We start from the raw sequence: 16,583 nt of genomic DNA on the forward strand, positions 1-16,583 counted from the left end.
CAAGCCTTTTGGGTTACCTTTTCGGCGTTTGGAAAAGGTGACCCGCCGTCAGGGCGGAACCCTAAGCCGCCGTTACCGCAGCAACGGATATGTACCCAATCAACCCCACTAGCTCAAAACGACGACGCCACCCGGCAACTCAGTGCACTTAACGCCATAAGCATCCCGAATCAGCAACGCAACGCCAGCAAGTTGATCAAGGCTAAAGCGCGCCTGCACCCGCCGCTGCCCAAGCTCACGGTTGAGCAGCAACAACATCCCCGGCCGATACCGATTGATCTCATCAATCATCTGGCTCAGCGTAGCGCCGTTAAACACCAACACTTGCTGACGCCAATTCATCACCGCCGCCGTGTCGACACTCTGCACACTGCCAACCTGCCGCGCGTCATAGGTCACCTGCTGCCCCGGTTCAAGCCGCAAACTACGCCCCTCAACATCAACTTCAACCGCACCATCAAGGCAAGTCACGCAAACTTGCTGATCCGTGTTACGCAAGTTGAAACGCCCCTGACTCGCACGCAACCACCCTCCCCCAGCCTGCATCGCCAGCGGCAACCGCGCCGTCTGCACCTCAACTTCGCCACTGACCAGCTCAAAACCCTGCACACCGTCAGACACCGCACGCTGATTGATCCGCGTCTGAGTGTTCAGCTCCAGGCTCACACCCTGCACCGGTTCAAAGCGGCGCTGCTGGCCAACTTCGGTGATGTAGTCAGCACCCAGCCCTCCGAAGCCACCAGGAATCGTCCCGCGCACCAGCAAAAACGCCGCCGACGCAGCAATCGCGCCACCGAGAAAGGCGCGGCGACCGAAACGACGCGGCGCCTGCATTTGCTCCACAGCCGGTTGCAGTTGTTGCCACAACCGCTTGGCATCTTCAAACGCGCGGGCATGTTCGGCGCTCTGGGCGCACCATTCGCGCAGCGCGCGGGCATCGGCCACGGTGGCGCGGCCGGAGGTCAGCAGGACCAGCCAGTCGTGGGCTTCGTTGTGCAGAGGGTCGGCCGCCGATGGCTCGGCAGGTGTCAGTCGAAAGATGTTCAAACGCGCAGGTTCTCAACGAATTGATCGGGCACTATTCAGAAGACGGTTTTCCGGCCCCGCGACCGAACCGCTGAAACACTTTTCTTTCCAGTTTCGCGGCGCAGAAGCCCAATGCGGCTTTGATTTCCTTCTCGACCATGCGTGTGGAAATGCCGAAGCGCTGGGAGATTTCCAGGTGCGGTGCCTCTTCCAGGCGTGCGGCGATGAAGATTCTGCGACGTCGTGCGGGCAGTTCGTAGAGGGCACTGAGCAGTGACTGGATTTCCTTTTGCCCGCCCACCACCCGCGCCGGGTCGAGGGCTTCGTCACCGATTTGCAGCAGCTCTTCGACTTCCTCGCCGGTGAGCAGGCGCGCATCGGCCTGACGGCGGTCGGCGGCGATGTTCAGCGCCATGCGATAGAGGTAGGCATTGGGCCGCAACAGGTTCGGCGGCGTCTCCATGCGGTCGACCCGCAGGTAGGTTTCGTGCAACACGTCGTTCGCCAGGTCTTCCGAACCGAGACGCCTGCGCAAGCGCACCCGAAAGTCCTCGTAGGACGTCAGGAACAGCTGGACCATCGAACCTTGTCCGGTGTCTTTCATCCCCCGGAAACTCCTTCCCATTTGGTGCATTCCATGCGTTTCCCTGACGACTCCGGTAACAACAGCAACGTGACCGGCTGACGCAAGGCGCTGGGCGTCGGCCGGTCGATCTTGAGATTGCGAAAGCTCTCCACCAGCGCGGTATCGCGCCGTATATCACCGGTGGTGGCGACCAACCGGTTGTGCTGCACCACGCCGTCACGCCCGACCCAGACCTGCAACACCGCGCGATAACTGCCCGGACGGGTCAATGGCGAACGGCACAGGTTGCGCTCGATCGCCGTTTGCACGGCGGTGGCGTAGCTGCGACTCACGGCGGCGCTGGCCGGCGTGGGTTTTTCCATGGCCGACGGCACGTCCTCGACCTGCGCCACCTGCAAGGTGAACGCGTCGTCGCGGGCGTAGCGCGCCATCAGCCCGCTGCCGCCGAGCAAACGGCGCAGCGCATCGGCAGCGGTGTATTCGCCATCGACCGCCAATGAGCGTCGGCCGCGACTCAACTGGCTGTCGACCAGCACCGCCACCCCCGTGGCGTGGCTGTACTGATCCAGCGCCCGAGCCAGGTCCTGTGCCGGAATGTGCAGCGTCATGCGCAAGTCCGCCGGCACCGCGTCGGCCATCGCCTGGCCCGCCGCACAGCCAAGCAGCAACCCCAGACACATCCGGCGCACAAGCCTCGTTGAACGCTGAAAACCGTCCCTGGAACTGCCTCGCTGCACGGCTGACGAATCCTTGGAAATCGTCATCCTGAGGGCTGTTTATGAATCTGGTGTGACGGGCGGTGCAAAAAAACCATCACGGGAATTGCGCAAGGCTTGCACTAGACTCCAGACAACGAACGGCCTCTTCGGGCCGGCCAGGAGGCCTGGATGAAAACACTGTGGATAATCGCCCTGGGCGGGTTGCTGCTGAGCGCCTTCGCCAATGCGCACGCCGAGCAGCCGTTGGGCTGCGTGGAAGTCACCGTGGGTGGCTACAAGGCGCCGAATTACGACTGCCTGAGCCAGCAGATGGGCAACAACCCCGAAGGCGCGGCAGCCGCACAGAAGAATCAGGAAGCGCTGAACGTGCCGGTGAACAAGCGGCCACCGAATCAGGTCGGGCTGGCGACACCGGCGGGGACCAGTACACGAATGGGCAATACCTTCGGCACCTCGGTGAAACCACAACGCCCACCGCAATGACACCCCACCGATCGTTCCCACGCGCAGCAAAGGAATGCCTCAACGGACGCTCCGCGTTCGGCTCTGGAGGGGACGCGGAGCGTCCCGGGCTGCATTCCCACGCAGAGCGTGGGAACGATCAGGGCGGGCTCATTCGCTGGGGGTTTGGCGGAAGCTTACTGCGAGGCGATTCCAGCTGTTGATGGTGGTCACGGCCATTGTCAGGTCGACCAGTTCGCCTTCGCTGAATTGCTCGCGCGCCAGCTGATACACCTCATCAGGCACGCGGCTCTCCGCCAGCAACGTCACCGCCTCCGCCCAGGCCAGCGCCGCACGCTCACGCGGGTTGAAGAAGTTGCTGTCGCGCCACACCGCAATTGCATACAAGCGCCGATCACTCTCCCCGGCCCGCCGCGCGTCCACCGAATGCATGTCGGTGCAGAACGCGCAGCCGTTGAGTTGCGAGGCGCGGATCCTGATCAGTTGCAACAGCGGCGCTTCGATGCTCAGGTTGCTGGTGAGCGCTTCCATGGCGATCATGGCTTTCATCGCCTTGGGCGATGCGCTGTAGTAGTCCAGACGCGGGGACATGGCAGGTCTCGGGAAGCGGAATGATGAGTTCACGGTAAGCGCAGAGCTGCCGGCGTTACAGCCCCAATTCCACGGAAAACCGCTACACCAATAACCCCGCGAACTGATCGTTCCCACGCGCAGCAAAGGAATACAGCCATGGACGCTCTGCGTCCACCGTGAGGCAGAGCGTCACGGGAGGCGTTACCACGCGGAGCGTGGGAACGATCAACAATAACCATGAGCCGAACACAAATACCTGTAGGAGTGAACCTGCTCGCGATAGCGGTGTATCAGCCAACATTTTTGTCGGATGTGCCACTGTGATCGCGAGCAGGCTCACTCCTACAGGGATCTAGGCCAATTTCGGGTTTTTCGGGTAGGCAACTATTGCCAATCAAACAACAGCGGTAATCTGGCAGGCACGCCAAATAGCCCCGGGAGCCTCGTCGGTATGGAACTTCACGTCGTGATCAACGGCCGCAAGGACCTGGCCGGTCAGTTGTACAACCAGCTGCGTGGCGCCATCGAGTCCGGACGCCTGGCGGCAGGTACGCAATTGCCGCCCAGCCGCCTGCTGGCCGAGCAACTGGGGATCTCGCGCAAGACCATTTCCGACACCTACGCGCAGCTGACGTACGAAAATTTCCTCACCGGGGTGATCGGCAAAGGCACTTACGTCAACGCCCGCCCTGCGCAAGTTCAGCGCAAGCAAAGCCACACCGAACTGGCCAGTGCCGAGGTCATCGAAAGCTGGCGCAACCTGCCGATGTTTCTGCGGCATCCGACGCTGGATGGCTCGTTGCGCTACGACTTCATCGGCGGCGCCACCAGCAAGGGCCAGTTCCCCCATGACGACTGGCGCCGCTGCGTCTCGCACGCCATGCGCCAGATGGCCGCGTCCAAGGGTTTCTACAGCGTGCCCGAAGGCCTGCCGGTGCTGCGCAATGCGATTGCCCGGCACATCGCGTTCTCGCGCGGAATCAACTGCCAGGACGAAGACATTGTGGTGTGCAACGGCGCGCAACAGGCGCTGGACCTGATCACCCGCGTGCTCATCAGCCCAGGCAGTCGGGTGGCGATGGAAGACCCGGGCTACCCGCCGGCCCGCATGTTGTTCGGCACCCACGGTGCGGAAGTGGTCGGCGTGCCGGTGGATGCCGAAGGCATTGTGGTCGAGCAGATCCCCGAGGGCACGCGGATGATTTACGTCACCCCGTCGCACCAGTTTCCGCTGGGCATGTCGATGAGCCAGGCGCGTCGCCACGCTTTGCTGGCCAGGGCTTATGAACTCGGCGCGATCATCATCGAGGACGACTATGACAGCGAATTTCGCTACGAAGGTCGCCCGACTGATTCGCTGCACAACCTCGATCAGCGCGGCATCGTTGCCTACGTCGGCACCTTCTCCAAGACCCTGCTGCCAGAGCTGCGGCTCGGCTACGCGATCCTGCCGCCGGCGATCCTCGAAGCGGTGATCCGCGCCAAACAGCTCACCGACCTGCACGCCTCGACCCTGCCGCAATGGGCACTGGCCAAGTTCATCGCCGAGGGCTGCTTGCTCAAGCACATCCGCCGCTGCCACACCATTTATGCCCAGCGCCGCGAGCGGATCCTGGCGCGCATGGCCACCGACCTGTCGCCGTGGCTCGATGCGGTGCCGGCCAGCGCGGGCTTCCACATGGCGGTGTTGTGCAAGGTCCCGATCGATCTGCCGCTGGTGATCGAACTGGCAAAAAAGGTCGAGGTCGGGCTGTATTCGATCAAGGGTTTCTATCACCAGCAACCGGCGAAAAACGGCCTGTACTTCGGCTTCGGTGCGATCGAAACGCTGGACATCGACATCGCTCTGGATCGCCTGCGCGACATTCTGCAACAAGTCGCGTGAATGATTGGTCTGGGCGATTAACCGCCGATTGGTTATTGGTGATCACGGGGTGCAGGCCTATTCTGCACTGGCGTTATCCCTCAATGAGCGGGATTCGTCCGGCCTGATTCAGGAGTGTGAGCAATGTCCAACGAAGTGATCAACACCGTCGAGGTGCGAGCAGCAGCCGGGCGTTCGGAAGAACTCGGCCGGCAGTTGCAGAAGATCGTCGACACCCTGCGCGAATCCCCGGGCTGCGACTCCTATATGGTCGACCGCTGCCCCGAGGACAGCCACCGCTGGACCGTGAGCGCACACTGGCAATCGGAAGCGGCGATGAAGGCGCACTTCAACCGACCCGAGGCGCAGGGTTTTATCGACCTGATCGACAGTCGACTGACCAACAGTGTGGATTTCAACAGCTTTCCCATCGTCTGATCTGGCCCCTTCGCGAGCAAGCTCGCTCCCACAGGTTCTGCGATTGCTCACCTATCTTGTGAGCAACAGATAACCCTGTGGGAGCGAGCTTGCTCGCGAAGGCGTATTCCGCCACACCGATAACCTTTCTGACGCCCCGCAAATTGGTCACCCAACCTTCCCGAATATTGGCCGTTTGAATGCCTCGCCCTGCGGATTACTGTGATTAGCAACACCCCGATCATCACAGGTAACCCGCCATGAAAGCCCTGCCCTTCTTCGCCGCCGCCCTCGCCCTGAGCCTTTGCACCTCGTCCGCCTTCGCTCACGATCCCTCGGAAAAAGTCACCGTCCTGCAAGACCAGATGCTGAAAAACGCCCCCGGCAAAAAGGCCATGATGATCGAAGTCGACTACAAACCCGGCCAGTCCTCCATTGCCCACAAACACGACGGCACCGCCATGGCCTACGTGCTGGAAGGCGAAGTGATTTCCCAGGTCAAGGGTGAACAACCGATCACCTACCAGAAAGGCCAGTTCTGGTACGAACCGGCCGGTTCCGAACATCTGGTGTCAAAAAACGCCAGCAAAACCAAACCGGCCAAGTTGTTGGTGTTCATGGTGCTGGCGCCGGACGAGCAAGTGCTGATCCCTTTGAAAAACTGATGGTTGTTTACACAGCCATAAATAAAAAGGCGCAAAACCTTGTTTTGCGCCTTTTTATTTCCCTACGAAATTAGCCGTTCTGCCTTAAAGCCAATAAAACTATTGCATCGCCATCACCAGGAAAATTGTCAGCTTATTTACAGCTTGGCGGGTTTAGTCTGAATTAACTGTCGTGCGCCCGTCACCAAGAGCCACGACAACCCAGACTTTCCGACTGAAGTTGTTTCACGGGAGACTCACCATGAAACTTGCGTTTGCCAGCACCTTGGCGATATCGGTTTTAGCCCTGTCCGCCTGTTCAGTACCCACCGCGCCGACAGCGGTTTCATCCCTCGACACGCTGTTCACCCAACCGGTCGGCCGTAGTAGCGCCGCCCAGGTGAAAAGCGGCCCCGGCGTGTCACTGGGCGTGGTCTACAGCCCAAGCACCCAGACCAACCGCGAATACCTGCGTGACTACCAGGCCAATGCCGGCACCGGTTTCGGCCAGAGCCTGCTGGTCCAGCCGATCCACGACGCCTACGTCGCCACCTCGAAACCCGACATGGCGGTGGACTGGGTCAAGTCCTCGCTGCAACGGCAGTTCGGCTCGGTCACGGTGTATCCGGACATGCAAAGCCTGCGCGCAGCGCAGCCCGACATGGTGGCGATCGTCGACACCCACAGCCAGTTGATCACCTCGCGTAGTTCCGACATCAAGGCCGATGTCAGTGCGGATTTCTATGATGCGAAGTTCAACTACATCGGTACGGCGAAAGGTTCCGAGGCAAAAGAACTGACGCCGGTGTGGGCAGACTTCAAACGCTCGGAGGAGATTGTTGCCGATATTAATCAGCAGCAGGATGTGCAAGTTCGGGCGCTGCAGAAGTTTGACCAATCGCTCAACAATTTAGTCGCTAGACCTGCGGACAAAGTGTCGATGCTCGATAGTAAACAAGGTCAGAAGTTGTATTGATATAAAGGACGCCATCGCGAGCAGGCTCACTCCTACAGGGGGAACGCATTCCAACTGTAGGAGTGAGCCTGCTCGCGATGGCGCCGCAACAGGCACCAAAAACCCCTCAGACATAAAAAAGCCCCGGCATCTCACGACACCGGGGCTTTTTCATTCAACCACTACTTACGCCAATTCAAGCTCGGCATTCGCAGCAGCCGCAGGCACTACCGCCTGACCGCTCAACGCGAGGTCGAGCAGCTCACGGTTGGCCACCGCATACATGGCGTAGTCCGTGCCGCTCGCAGCACGGATTTCCACCAGCATGGCGCGCCAGCGCGAGATCATGCCTTCGTGCTGTTCCATCCACAGCGCCAGACGTGCTTCCACGTCCAGCGTGCCGTCGCCCTGTTGCAGGACGGAGATGGTGATCGCACGTTGCTGCCAGTCGACGTCATCACGGAACGCTTCACGGGCCAGAGCCTGCCAGTTGTTTTCAACCGGCAGTGCGCTGATCTGTTGCAGGTACCAGGTGATGTCCAGCGCACTGCCCACGGCGAAGTAGGCCTTGGCCACTTCTGCAGGGTCCTGGCCAGTCACGTCGGACGCTTCGATGATCGGCAGCAGGGTGTACAGGTGCGAGGTGCCCGCAACCATACGCGCCAGCAATTCCGGTACACCGGCCGCGACGTAAGCCTGATAACGGGCCTGCCAGTTTTCACGGATTTCGCCGCTCAGCAGTTCGTCCAGCTTCAGACCCAGTTCTTTCAGATGCGGACCGAAGTGCGCGACGTCACGGGCAGCGTTCTGCTCGTTGCGGCGGGCACGCAGGAACCAGCGTGTAGCACGGCGGCCCAGACGCATCAGCTCGTCCATCAGCTCCAGTTGCACGTCAGCGCTGACCTGGTAGTCCAGCGCTTCAATCTGACGGAACCAGTGTGGGAGGTGGAAGATGTCGCGCACAATCACGTAGGCGCCGGCCACGTTCGCCGGGCTCATGCCGGTCGACTCTTTGAGTCGTTGGACGAAGGTGATGCCCATGTGGTTGACCAGGTCGTTGGCGATCTGGGTGCTGACGATCTCGCGCTTCAGACGGTGACGACGCATGGCTTCGGAGAACTTGCTGACCAGGGTCGGCGGGAATGCCGTTTCCATGTCGCGGGTCAGATAGTCATCGTCCGGCACCAGCGAGCCCAACAGCTGCTCCTTGAGGTCGATCTTGCTGTACGAGATCAGCACCGACAGCTCGGGACGGGTCAGGCCATGGCCGGCCGCAACGCGCTCGTTGATCTGCTCTTCGGTCGGCAGGAACTCGATGGCACGATCCAGCTTGCCACGGCCTTCCAGATCGCTCATCAGACGCTTGTACTCAGCGATGCGCGCGTAAGCACGACGCGCCGCCAGGGACAGGGCCTGAGTCTGCTTGTAGTTGTTGCCCAGCACCAGACCGCCGACTTCGTCGGTCATGCTCGCCAGCAACTGGTTGCGTTGCTTGTCGGTCATGTCACCGGCCTGAACCACTTCGTTCAGCAGGATCTTGATGTTCACTTCGTGGTCGGAGCAGTCCACGCCACCGGCGTTGTCGATGAAGTCGGTGTTGGAACCGCCGCCATTGAGACCGAATTCCACACGACCCAGTTGGGTCATGCCGAGGTTACCGCCCTCGCCCACGACTTTGCAGCGCAGTTCGTTGCCGTTCACGCGCAGTGCATCGTTGGCCTTGTCGCCCACGTCTGCATGGCTTTCGGTGCTGGCCTTGACGTAAGTACCGATACCGCCGTTCCACAGCAGATCCACTGGCGCCTTGAGCAAGGCGTTCAGCAGTTCGGTCGGGGTCAGTTTGTCGGCCTTGATGGCGAAGCGTTCCTGCATCTGCGGGGAGATCGCGATGCTCTTCGCGCTACGCGAGAAGATACCGCCACCTTCGGACATGATGCTGGTGTCGTAGTCGGTCCAGGCCGAACGCGGCAGGTCGAACATGCGCTGACGCTCGACGAAGCTGGTGGCCGGGTTCGGGTTTGGATCGATGAAGATGTGCATGTGGTTGAAAGCCGCGACCAGTTGCAGCTTGTCGGACATCAACAGGCCGTTACCGAACACGTCACCGGCCATGTCACCCACGCCGACCACAGTGATGCTGTCTTCCTGAACATTGATGCCGCGCTCGCGGAAGTGACGTTGTACGCCAACCCACGCGCCCTTGGCGGTGATGCCCATTTTCTTGTGGTCGTAACCGGCCGAACCACCGGACGCAAACGCGTCACCCAGCCAGAAGCCGTAGTCGATGGCGATGCCGTTGGCGATGTCGGAGAAGGTCGCAGTGCCCTTGTCCGCGGCCACAACCAGGTACGGGTCATCGTCGTCATGACGCACGACGTTGGCCGGCGGCACCAGGGCGCCGTCTTTCAGGTTGTCAGTGATGTCCAACAGACCCGAAATGAAGATGCGGTAGCAGGCGATGCCCTCGGCCGCGATCTCGTCACGGCTGCCGCCCAGTGGCAGGCGACGCGGCAGGAAGCCGCCCTTCGCGCCCACCGGCACGATGACCGAGTTCTTCACTTGCTGGGCTTTTACCAGGCCGAGGACTTCGGTACGGAAGTCTTCTTCACGGTCGGACCAGCGCAGACCACCACGGGCGACGTTACCGAAGCGCAGGTGCACGCCTTCGACGCGTGGCGAGTAAACGAAGATTTCAAACTTCGGTACCGGCTTAGGCAGCTCAGGGATTGCGTGCGGGTTGAACTTGAAGCTGAAGTACGACTTGTTCTGGCCGTTGGCATCAGTCTGATAGAAGTTGGTGCGCAGGGTGGCTTTGATCAGGTCCAGATAACGACGCAGGATGCGGTCTTCGTTGAGCACCTGAACGTCGTCCAGTGCGGTCAGAATCGCTTGTTCCAGACGCTGTTGCTTGTCTTCCAGATCATCGCTGCCCAGCTTGCGTGCCAGGTAGAAACGGGTCTTGAACAACCGGGTCAACTCGCGAGCGATGTCGGTGTGGTTGTTCAGGGTGCTGGCGATGTAGCCCAGGTCAAAGCCCAGACGGATCTGCTTCAGGTAACGGGCGTAAGCGCGCAGCAGCGCCACGTCGCGCCATGGCAGGCCGGCAGTCAGCACCAGACGGTTGAACGCATCGTTCTCGGCATCGCCACGGACGATGTGGACGAACGCGTCCTGCAGGGTGTCGTTCAACTGCTGGATGTCCAGTTCCAGGCCTTCGGCAGCGGTGAACGCGAAGTCGTGGATCCAGAACTCGCGGCCGTTGGTGTGACGCAGACGGTACGGGAATTCACCCAGCACGCGCAGGCCGAGGTTTTCCAGGATCGGCAGCACGTCGGACAGCGCCAGCGGGGTGTCGGCGTGGTACAGCTTGCAATGCAGCTCGCGCTGGCCGGACACCTGGCCCAGCGGCTGATAGAAGCTCATCACCAGCGGATTTTTTTCGTTCAGGCTCAGCAGGTGCTGCATGTCGACCACGGCCGAATGCGCCGCGAAACGCTCGCGGTAGCCGGCCGGGAAGCCTTTCGGGAAGTCTGCCAGCACGTTGGTGCCGTGGGCTTCGCCGAAGCTTTCGACGGTCAGTGCGGCGTAGTCGTCCTGCCAGCTGCGGCAAGCCTGTACCACTTCCTTTTCCAGCAGCAGCGGGTCGATGTCGAGACGATTCTTCGGATCGACACGCAGGATCAGTTGCACGCGAGCCAGCACGGACTCGGAGAAGAACGTCCAGAACTCGCAGTCGGTGGCCTTCAGGCGCTCCATCAGGACTTGCTGGATCTTCTGGCGCACTTCGGTGGAATAGATGTCACGCGGCACGTAGGCGAGGCAGTAGCAGAAGCGACCGTACGGGTCTTTGCGCAGGAACACGCGGATCTTGTTGCGCTCCTGGATCTGCACAATCGACATCACGGTGCTGAACAATTCGTCGACCGGGGTCTGGAACAGGTCGTCACGCGGCAGCACTTCGAGGACCTGCGCCAGTTCCTTGCCCAGGTGAGCCTTGGACTGGAAGCCGGAGCGACGCTCGATTTCTTCGACCTTGCGGCGGATGAACGGGATGACCCGCACGCTCTCGCCATACACCGAGGAGGTGTACAAGCCCATGAAGCGGTGTTCCTTGATGACGTTGCCGTCAGCGTCGATTTCACGGATCGACACGTAGTCCGGGTAGGCCGGACGGTGCACACGACTCGGGTGCGCGGCCTTGGCGAACGACAGCAGGGTCGGTTCGCGCAGGTAGTTCACCGCGTAGTCTTCGATGTGACGGTCTTCGTTGGTCAGACCGGTGCGCAACAGTTTGGTCAGACCGAGGAAGGAATTCTGGTCGTATTCGATATGGCCACCATCGGCCTGATCGACAACGGTGAACTCTTCATAGCCGAGGAAGGTGAAGTGGTTGCCCACCAGCCATTCCAGGAAGCTCTTGATCTCGGTCTTTTCGTCGGCATCGACGGTGAATGCGCTGTTGTCGAGCTTGGTGAGGATCTCCTGCACCTTGGCCTTCATCGGCTCGAAATCGGCAACCGCGACGCGCACTTCACCGAGCACCTGCTCCAGCTCTTTGCTCAGCACGTTCAGTTCGGCCGCATTGGCGCAGCGATCGATTTCCAGGTACATCAGCGACTCGTGCAGCACGCCTTCGCCGGTGCTGCCTTTTGGCAGGATTTCCAGCAGCTCGCCCTTGCTGCCACGGCGTACGCTGAGCACGGTGGTTTGCAGGGTGTGGATGCTGTAGCCGCGACGGTTCAGCTCGGTGCGGACCGAGTCGACCAGAAATGGCAGGTCATGGTGCAGGACTTCGACCGCCGTGTGGGTCGACTGCCAGCCATGACGCTCGTAATCGGGGTTGTAGACGCGCACTTGCGGTTGCGCGTGATCGAAGCGCTCAAGCAGGCGCCACGCGGAAAGAGTACAGCCAGCGAGGTCGGAGAGGCGACGTTGGGTCAGCTCGTCCAGGGAAATGATGCCGAAGAATTGTTCAGCGAACAGCGCCACTTGTGGCAGTGCCTGTTCACTGATGTGCTGCGCCAGTGCCGCTTGCAGTTGGTGCTGGAAGTCGGCTTTGCTGGCTGCGGTGAAGAACGCCATCTGTGGTACTCCGCTTAAGCTTGTTATTGATGGAAAGCGTCGCGTGCAACACCCCTTTCGGGGCTTGTGTCGCCCTGCTCCTGATTCTCGGGCAGAGGAAACAGGGGGACAGGTGGGTGAAGCTGGACGAGACACTCAGGTCACATTCACCTTCCATTGAATGGGCATCTGCAAAAACGACTGCCGGGGCTGCCGACAATGTCTTTACGGGTGCTCATCCGTTGCGCAGCTTAATGGGTGCGACAATGTGTCTGCTTGCGGTGCTGCGACATATTCGGTCATTGGCACGTAAACGCAGGCCCGCGCACTGGTAAACATTAGCAGTCAAAGAGAAATCTCGCGTTTAAGGCATCCATTCAACGCGCAAGCGCACCTGAAATGACCGCTCACCCGAAATTCGTTCCCGTCGCGCCCTTGCGCTTCGTGCAACCACCCGTCATTACCCCGCCAAAGATTACACTTCTTCCGATTACTCGCACAAAAAAGCCAATAAAAACAACAACTGGAAACACACTAAAGAATCCTTACAAACTGACAAGAAATGTCTCACACAATTTAAAGACCGAATTCCTACAGCACGATTTGAATGCGCAAACCGGCAGTGCTATCTATATAAGACCAGCCCAATAAACAGAACATTGCTTTTTGACCGAACCCACGGAAAGGGTTCCCCATCACAGAAAGGAATCATCACATGCGACAACTCGAACTCCCGGCAACCATATTCTATGGTGACGGTACATGGGAGATAGTCAACTTAAGCCCAAAAACTATCCGGGGAGACATTCTCAAGAACTATCCACTTGGCAATCCGATGCATGGATTCACACTGGCAATAGAAAGCGATTATCTCGCAAGAAAGCACAATCTCGAACATGGCTTGCAAACAGAGTTGAACCTTATAGATAGCAGGCACCCACCACTCACCAACCCTACACCCGACACATGGCTGAACAAAGCCACGAACATTGTCAACGAATTACTTTTTCAAAAAAACGCGGAGTTGCAGCAAAAACTAAGGGACGTTCAAACGGCGCGACAACATTCGAAGTTACAAGCCACTTATGACGCCATGCTTCTGAACGAGCAAATCGCAAACCTCCAGAATCGGCAGACAAAACTGTATGCCGAAATAGCCCGGCGCCAGGCCGAGGCACTCGCCCAACAACAGGCAGCCGAAGCGGCGCGGCAGGCTGAAGAGGCACAGAGACGAGAGCACGTTCATCAGGCAGCTCTGGCAGAGGCCAAACGCCTGCAGGAAGAAAAAAACCGGATCGCTGCCGAAGCAGAAGCCAAGCGCATTGATGATTACAAACGCGCAGTGGCTTACGTCGCCGACGCGAACAAATACATCCTTGAGAAATACGGCGCAAACCTGCACCAGGTCGTGATGGATCTTCAAAAGGATGTTTCAGGGAAGAAGATCAGAAGCTACAACGATGCGTTGCAGACGTTCGAGCAGGTGCGGACCAACCCGAAGGCAAGGCTCAGCGCGCAGGATACTCGCGCGGTCGTCGATGCACTGAACGCGCTGGATAAAGCAACCTATGCGGACAACGTCAACCGATTGGCCAAGGGGTTTGGCGTAACCGGCAAAATTGTGCAAGCGCACTCGGTGATCGATAAAACTGTTGTCGGGTTCCGGGAAGGCAATTGGAAACCGTTGATGCTGGAGCTTGAGAGTATTGCGGCTGGAATGGGGGCAGGCGCACTACTGGCAGTGATCGCCGCCTATTCTTTCCCGGCACTGGCCATCACCGTGCCCGGCATCGTGGTAGTCGGCTTATTGATTGCCTTGGCAGCAGCCTATTTGAGTGCTGATAACGTGGAAAAAATAAATACACTAATCCTGGATCAGTTCAATAGCGCTTCCACAAAAGGATAGCAAACATCTGTAACGGGCCAGTCTCTAACTTCCGGCTGGCCCAGTTAAGCAGACAACACAGCCTTGCCTACTGGAGAACACCAAGATGAATAAAAACCCACCTGAACTGACTGTACCCCCATTATTAATTTGCCTTTTCTGCGCCCCGATCTTTTTTATAAATCTTCTCCTCCCTGCACTCCCGCAAAGCAGCCTGGATTTCGCCATTAACGACTTTCTTGACAATCAGCTTTTCAGCTTGAGCGGATTCTGGTCTTCCTTATTCCCCTTCAGCTCAAAAGCAACCGCAAACTATGTAGCGGCGATCGGGCCAATATTTGCGCTAACGCTATTCTACAAAGTGCACAAAACAATGAAAATCGACCCTGCCCAGTACAAAAACAAGATTTTAACGCGATTCATCACTGGGATATTCTTTACAGCCTTTATGATTATGTTTTTTACATTGGTTTTTTATTTAACCGACACAGACCTTGGAAAAGGCACCGGGAAATATGGAAATCTGTTTGGACAAAACATATTGTTCTACTCGATATTCTCTTCAGGCATGTTGATAATTTTCTTTGTTATCCCATTCATGATTCACCGAGTCTTTTTTTATTTCCCGTTCTTGCTGATCAAGAACTGGAAGGAAAAAAGGGAACGCAGCCACCCTCATTGAGCGCTACGCCCTCCCTTTTTCCCTGGACCATTTACGGCCATCACCCCATCAACATCAGTCAGGCAGTTCCTCGAACGCCCTGAATTTGCTCACCGTGGCACAGTCGTAACACATGGTTTTCAGGATCAATTTGTCCATGCTGGCGTCGATATTGCTGGAGTCACACTCTCGGCAAAACAGCTTCAAATGACCGAGCAGGTCGCAGTCAAAAGCTGCACCGGAAAAGAACTGCGGCACCAGTTCATCGCGCCAGTACATTCCCGGCGACTTGGAAAACCCGGCACCGCTGTCCTTGAGCACTACGTCGTACAACAACCGATGCAACGCCGATTGCGGTACCCGCGAATCGCGGTGTGCGTTTTTGCGCCAGTTTCGTGTCAGGGCATCCTGGGCGGTCCCGAGCATGTTGCGCGGGATGGTGTTGGATGCGTGATTGCGCCCCTTGGAATTGCCGGTGGCGTAGAAGTGCGCAGCGTTTTTTACTGCCAGACGAGCAAAGTAGTAGAGCTGACTCACGGAAAAATCCTGCAGGAGTTGCCCCACGACCGTTTCAGCACGAGCCTGGGCCGTGAACGTAAAACTGACTTCATTGGCCAGCACATGGATGTACTGCAGCGACTCTTCTCGGGCCAGATCAAAGATCAACCCGTAGAGCTCACTCTTCCAGGCGGCCTGAACGTCGCCGGACAACTCCTGATAGAGGGCCAGGTACAAGCTTTCCCGATTGCAGCGCGCAACCCCGTCGAGTGCCACATTGGGCTGCCAGCGCACCGCAGAATAGTCACTGATACTGCAACCCTCAGTGCGATCGAAGGCCTTGATATCGGAACTCGTCGCGACCGTTAACACGCCGGCCTCGTGCAGACTCTTCAGCCGTTCCTCACTGGCCTCAACGGTCGGTGCCAGATGTTCGCTTCGCGAAGGTGCGTTCAACGGAGCAATCCATTCGGGATGGCTGCCGTTGCCATCGTCAAGCAAGGCCAGCAACGTCAGTTTCTGCACAAACCCAAGGGCCGAATACGGTACAGCGACACAAGGCATAGCGTAGCGCGATTCAAGCTCCCGTCGATCAAGCTCGGCCTGCGCCGCCAATTGTTGTTGATGAGCCTGAAAGCATGCCTGGCAAGTACACACGGTACGTCGACCATGGCGGGCAGACGCAGAATATCGGTGCTCGCACCGTACGCACTTGAACGGATGACGCTGCGAGACCGAGGTGCCCCGAGCGTGCCGACGTACCCACATGGGCAAATCGCAATAAGGGCACATCAGATCCTGACTGACGATTGGCGGCAACACCTTGAGCAAGCTGCGAACAGTGGCAGGGATCTGATACTCGACCAAAAGTGCAGCGCTTTTTTCCCCGTCCAGATATCGCTGATAAATCTGCTCGATCTGATCGTCGGACAGGTGCGCGTTTCCTGAGCGCGTTCGAAATACTGATGCATTGAAAGAGGTCCTTTTTTTCAGTTTGGATTGACGCACTCCTTTGCGCTCGAGCGGCCAAAATAATGGCGATTGCGTCGATAAAACAAGCGAAAAAGCAGAAAACACCAGACAAGTTCCAACAAGGAATTTTTCCTTCGGCGTCCTCGGAAATTTCAGTCCCAGTCTCAAGACTCAGCTGCGGGAATTATCCTTCTTCATTGATTCTGCCAAGTTTCCTGCGAGCCATTATTGCGAGCATCAATAAGACAAAATCGTTTCCC

At 58.4% G+C, this 16,583-nt stretch carries 13 protein-coding genes; 7 read left to right on the plus strand and 6 right to left on the minus strand.

Features of this window, described 5'->3' with window-relative positions:
- Positions 1 to 108: 108 nt before the first annotated feature.
- Genes PseAD21_RS15925 through PseAD21_RS15935 form a run of 3 tightly spaced genes read right to left on the minus strand, consistent with a single transcriptional unit; the run spans position 109 to position 2,292 of the window.
- Positions 109 to 1,047 (minus strand): DUF4880 domain-containing protein, encoded by a 939-nt coding sequence (locus PseAD21_RS15925; RefSeq protein ID WP_102356505.1) that lies wholly within the window; start codon positions 1,045 to 1,047, stop codon positions 109 to 111.
- A 31-nt stretch (positions 1,048 to 1,078) separates the two neighbouring features.
- On the minus strand, positions 1,079 to 1,630 hold the full coding sequence (locus PseAD21_RS15930; RefSeq protein WP_027613107.1) for an RNA polymerase sigma factor: 552 nt from the start codon (positions 1,628 to 1,630) through the stop codon (positions 1,079 to 1,081).
- Positions 1,627 to 2,292 (minus strand): STN domain-containing protein, encoded by a 666-nt coding sequence (locus PseAD21_RS15935; RefSeq protein WP_102356506.1) that lies wholly within the window; start codon positions 2,290 to 2,292, stop codon positions 1,627 to 1,629. Before PseAD21_RS15935 ends, PseAD21_RS15930 begins: the two co-directional genes overlap by 4 nt.
- Positions 2,293 to 2,499: 207 nt before the next feature.
- On the opposite strand from PseAD21_RS15935, the gene PseAD21_RS15940 reads away from it, so the two are divergent.
- Positions 2,500 to 2,814 (plus strand): hypothetical protein, encoded by a 315-nt coding sequence (locus PseAD21_RS15940; protein WP_102356507.1) that lies wholly within the window; start codon positions 2,500 to 2,502, stop codon positions 2,812 to 2,814.
- A gap of 129 nt (positions 2,815 to 2,943) precedes the next feature.
- Here the strand turns inward: PseAD21_RS15940 and PseAD21_RS15945 are convergent, their stop codons facing one another.
- Positions 2,944 to 3,384, minus strand: a complete 441-nt coding sequence (locus tag PseAD21_RS15945) for a carboxymuconolactone decarboxylase family protein (RefSeq protein WP_102356508.1) — start codon at positions 3,382 to 3,384, stop codon at positions 2,944 to 2,946.
- Between the two features lie 433 nt (positions 3,385 to 3,817).
- On the opposite strand from PseAD21_RS15945, the gene PseAD21_RS15955 reads away from it, so the two are divergent.
- The 4 genes from PseAD21_RS15955 to PseAD21_RS15970 all read left to right on the plus strand — a co-directional run bounded on the left by PseAD21_RS15955 (position 3,818) and on the right by PseAD21_RS15970 (position 7,267).
- Positions 3,818 to 5,251 carry a PLP-dependent aminotransferase family protein gene (locus tag PseAD21_RS15955; RefSeq protein ID WP_102356510.1) on the plus strand — a complete coding sequence of 478 codons (1,434 nt, stop codon included), beginning with the start codon at positions 3,818 to 3,820 and terminating at the stop codon, positions 5,249 to 5,251.
- A gap of 123 nt (positions 5,252 to 5,374) precedes the next feature.
- A complete protein-coding gene (locus PseAD21_RS15960) occupies positions 5,375 to 5,668 on the plus strand; it encodes a putative quinol monooxygenase (RefSeq protein ID WP_102356511.1) in 294 nt (97 codons plus the stop codon).
- A 239-nt stretch (positions 5,669 to 5,907) separates the two neighbouring features.
- A complete protein-coding gene (locus PseAD21_RS15965; RefSeq protein ID WP_102356512.1) occupies positions 5,908 to 6,312 on the plus strand; it encodes a cupin domain-containing protein in 405 nt (134 codons plus the stop codon).
- A gap of 241 nt (positions 6,313 to 6,553) precedes the next feature.
- Positions 6,554 to 7,267, plus strand: coding sequence for an ATPase (locus tag PseAD21_RS15970; protein ID WP_102356513.1), 714 nt, complete (start codon positions 6,554 to 6,556; stop codon positions 7,265 to 7,267).
- A gap of 165 nt (positions 7,268 to 7,432) precedes the next feature.
- Here the strand turns inward: PseAD21_RS15970 and PseAD21_RS15975 are convergent, their stop codons facing one another.
- A complete protein-coding gene (locus PseAD21_RS15975; protein WP_102356514.1) occupies positions 7,433 to 12,328 on the minus strand; it encodes an NAD-glutamate dehydrogenase in 4,896 nt (1,631 codons plus the stop codon).
- 694 nt (positions 12,329 to 13,022) lie between these two features.
- Here PseAD21_RS15975 and PseAD21_RS15980 point away from each other — a divergent pair.
- Both PseAD21_RS15980 and cui read left to right on the plus strand, forming a co-directional pair.
- Complete coding sequence (locus PseAD21_RS15980) at positions 13,023 to 14,213, plus strand: colicin-like pore-forming protein (RefSeq protein ID WP_102356515.1); 1,191 nt, start codon at positions 13,023 to 13,025, stop codon at positions 14,211 to 14,213.
- Between the two features lie 85 nt (positions 14,214 to 14,298).
- Positions 14,299 to 14,874 carry a colicin immunity protein Cui gene (gene cui / locus PseAD21_RS15985; RefSeq protein ID WP_102356516.1) on the plus strand — a complete coding sequence of 192 codons (576 nt, stop codon included), beginning with the start codon at positions 14,299 to 14,301 and terminating at the stop codon, positions 14,872 to 14,874.
- A gap of 54 nt (positions 14,875 to 14,928) precedes the next feature.
- On the opposite strand, the gene PseAD21_RS15990 is transcribed toward cui, so the two are convergent.
- Positions 14,929 to 16,491, minus strand: a complete 1,563-nt coding sequence (locus PseAD21_RS15990) for a hypothetical protein (RefSeq protein ID WP_256588170.1) — start codon at positions 16,489 to 16,491, stop codon at positions 14,929 to 14,931.
- Positions 16,492 to 16,583 lie beyond the last annotated feature (92 nt).

The sequence above is a fragment of the Pseudomonas sp. AD21 genome (genome assembly GCF_002878485.1).
Lineage (GTDB): Bacteria > Pseudomonadota > Gammaproteobacteria > Pseudomonadales > Pseudomonadaceae > Aquipseudomonas.

Coding starts and splice junctions, on each gene's coding strand:
- PseAD21_RS15930 (WP_027613107.1), bottom strand. CDS start 1,630: ATGAAAGACACCGGACAAGGTTCGATGGTCCAGCTGTTCCTGACGTCC.
- PseAD21_RS15935 (WP_102356506.1), bottom strand. CDS start 2,292: ATGTGTCTGGGGTTGCTGCTTGGCTGTGCGGCGGGCCAGGCGATGGCC.
- PseAD21_RS15940 (WP_102356507.1), top strand. CDS start 2,500: ATGAAAACACTGTGGATAATCGCCCTGGGCGGGTTGCTGCTGAGCGCC.
- PseAD21_RS15945 (WP_102356508.1), bottom strand. CDS start 3,384: ATGTCCCCGCGTCTGGACTACTACAGCGCATCGCCCAAGGCGATGAAA.
- PseAD21_RS15955 (WP_102356510.1), top strand. CDS start 3,818: ATGGAACTTCACGTCGTGATCAACGGCCGCAAGGACCTGGCCGGTCAG.
- PseAD21_RS15960 (WP_102356511.1), top strand. CDS start 5,375: ATGTCCAACGAAGTGATCAACACCGTCGAGGTGCGAGCAGCAGCCGGG.
- PseAD21_RS15965 (WP_102356512.1), top strand. CDS start 5,908: ATGAAAGCCCTGCCCTTCTTCGCCGCCGCCCTCGCCCTGAGCCTTTGC.
- PseAD21_RS15970 (WP_102356513.1), top strand. CDS start 6,554: ATGAAACTTGCGTTTGCCAGCACCTTGGCGATATCGGTTTTAGCCCTG.
- PseAD21_RS15975 (WP_102356514.1), bottom strand. CDS start 12,328: ATGGCGTTCTTCACCGCAGCCAGCAAAGCCGACTTCCAGCACCAACTG.
- PseAD21_RS15980 (WP_102356515.1), top strand. CDS start 13,023: ATGCGACAACTCGAACTCCCGGCAACCATATTCTATGGTGACGGTACA.
- cui (WP_102356516.1), top strand. CDS start 14,299: ATGAATAAAAACCCACCTGAACTGACTGTACCCCCATTATTAATTTGC.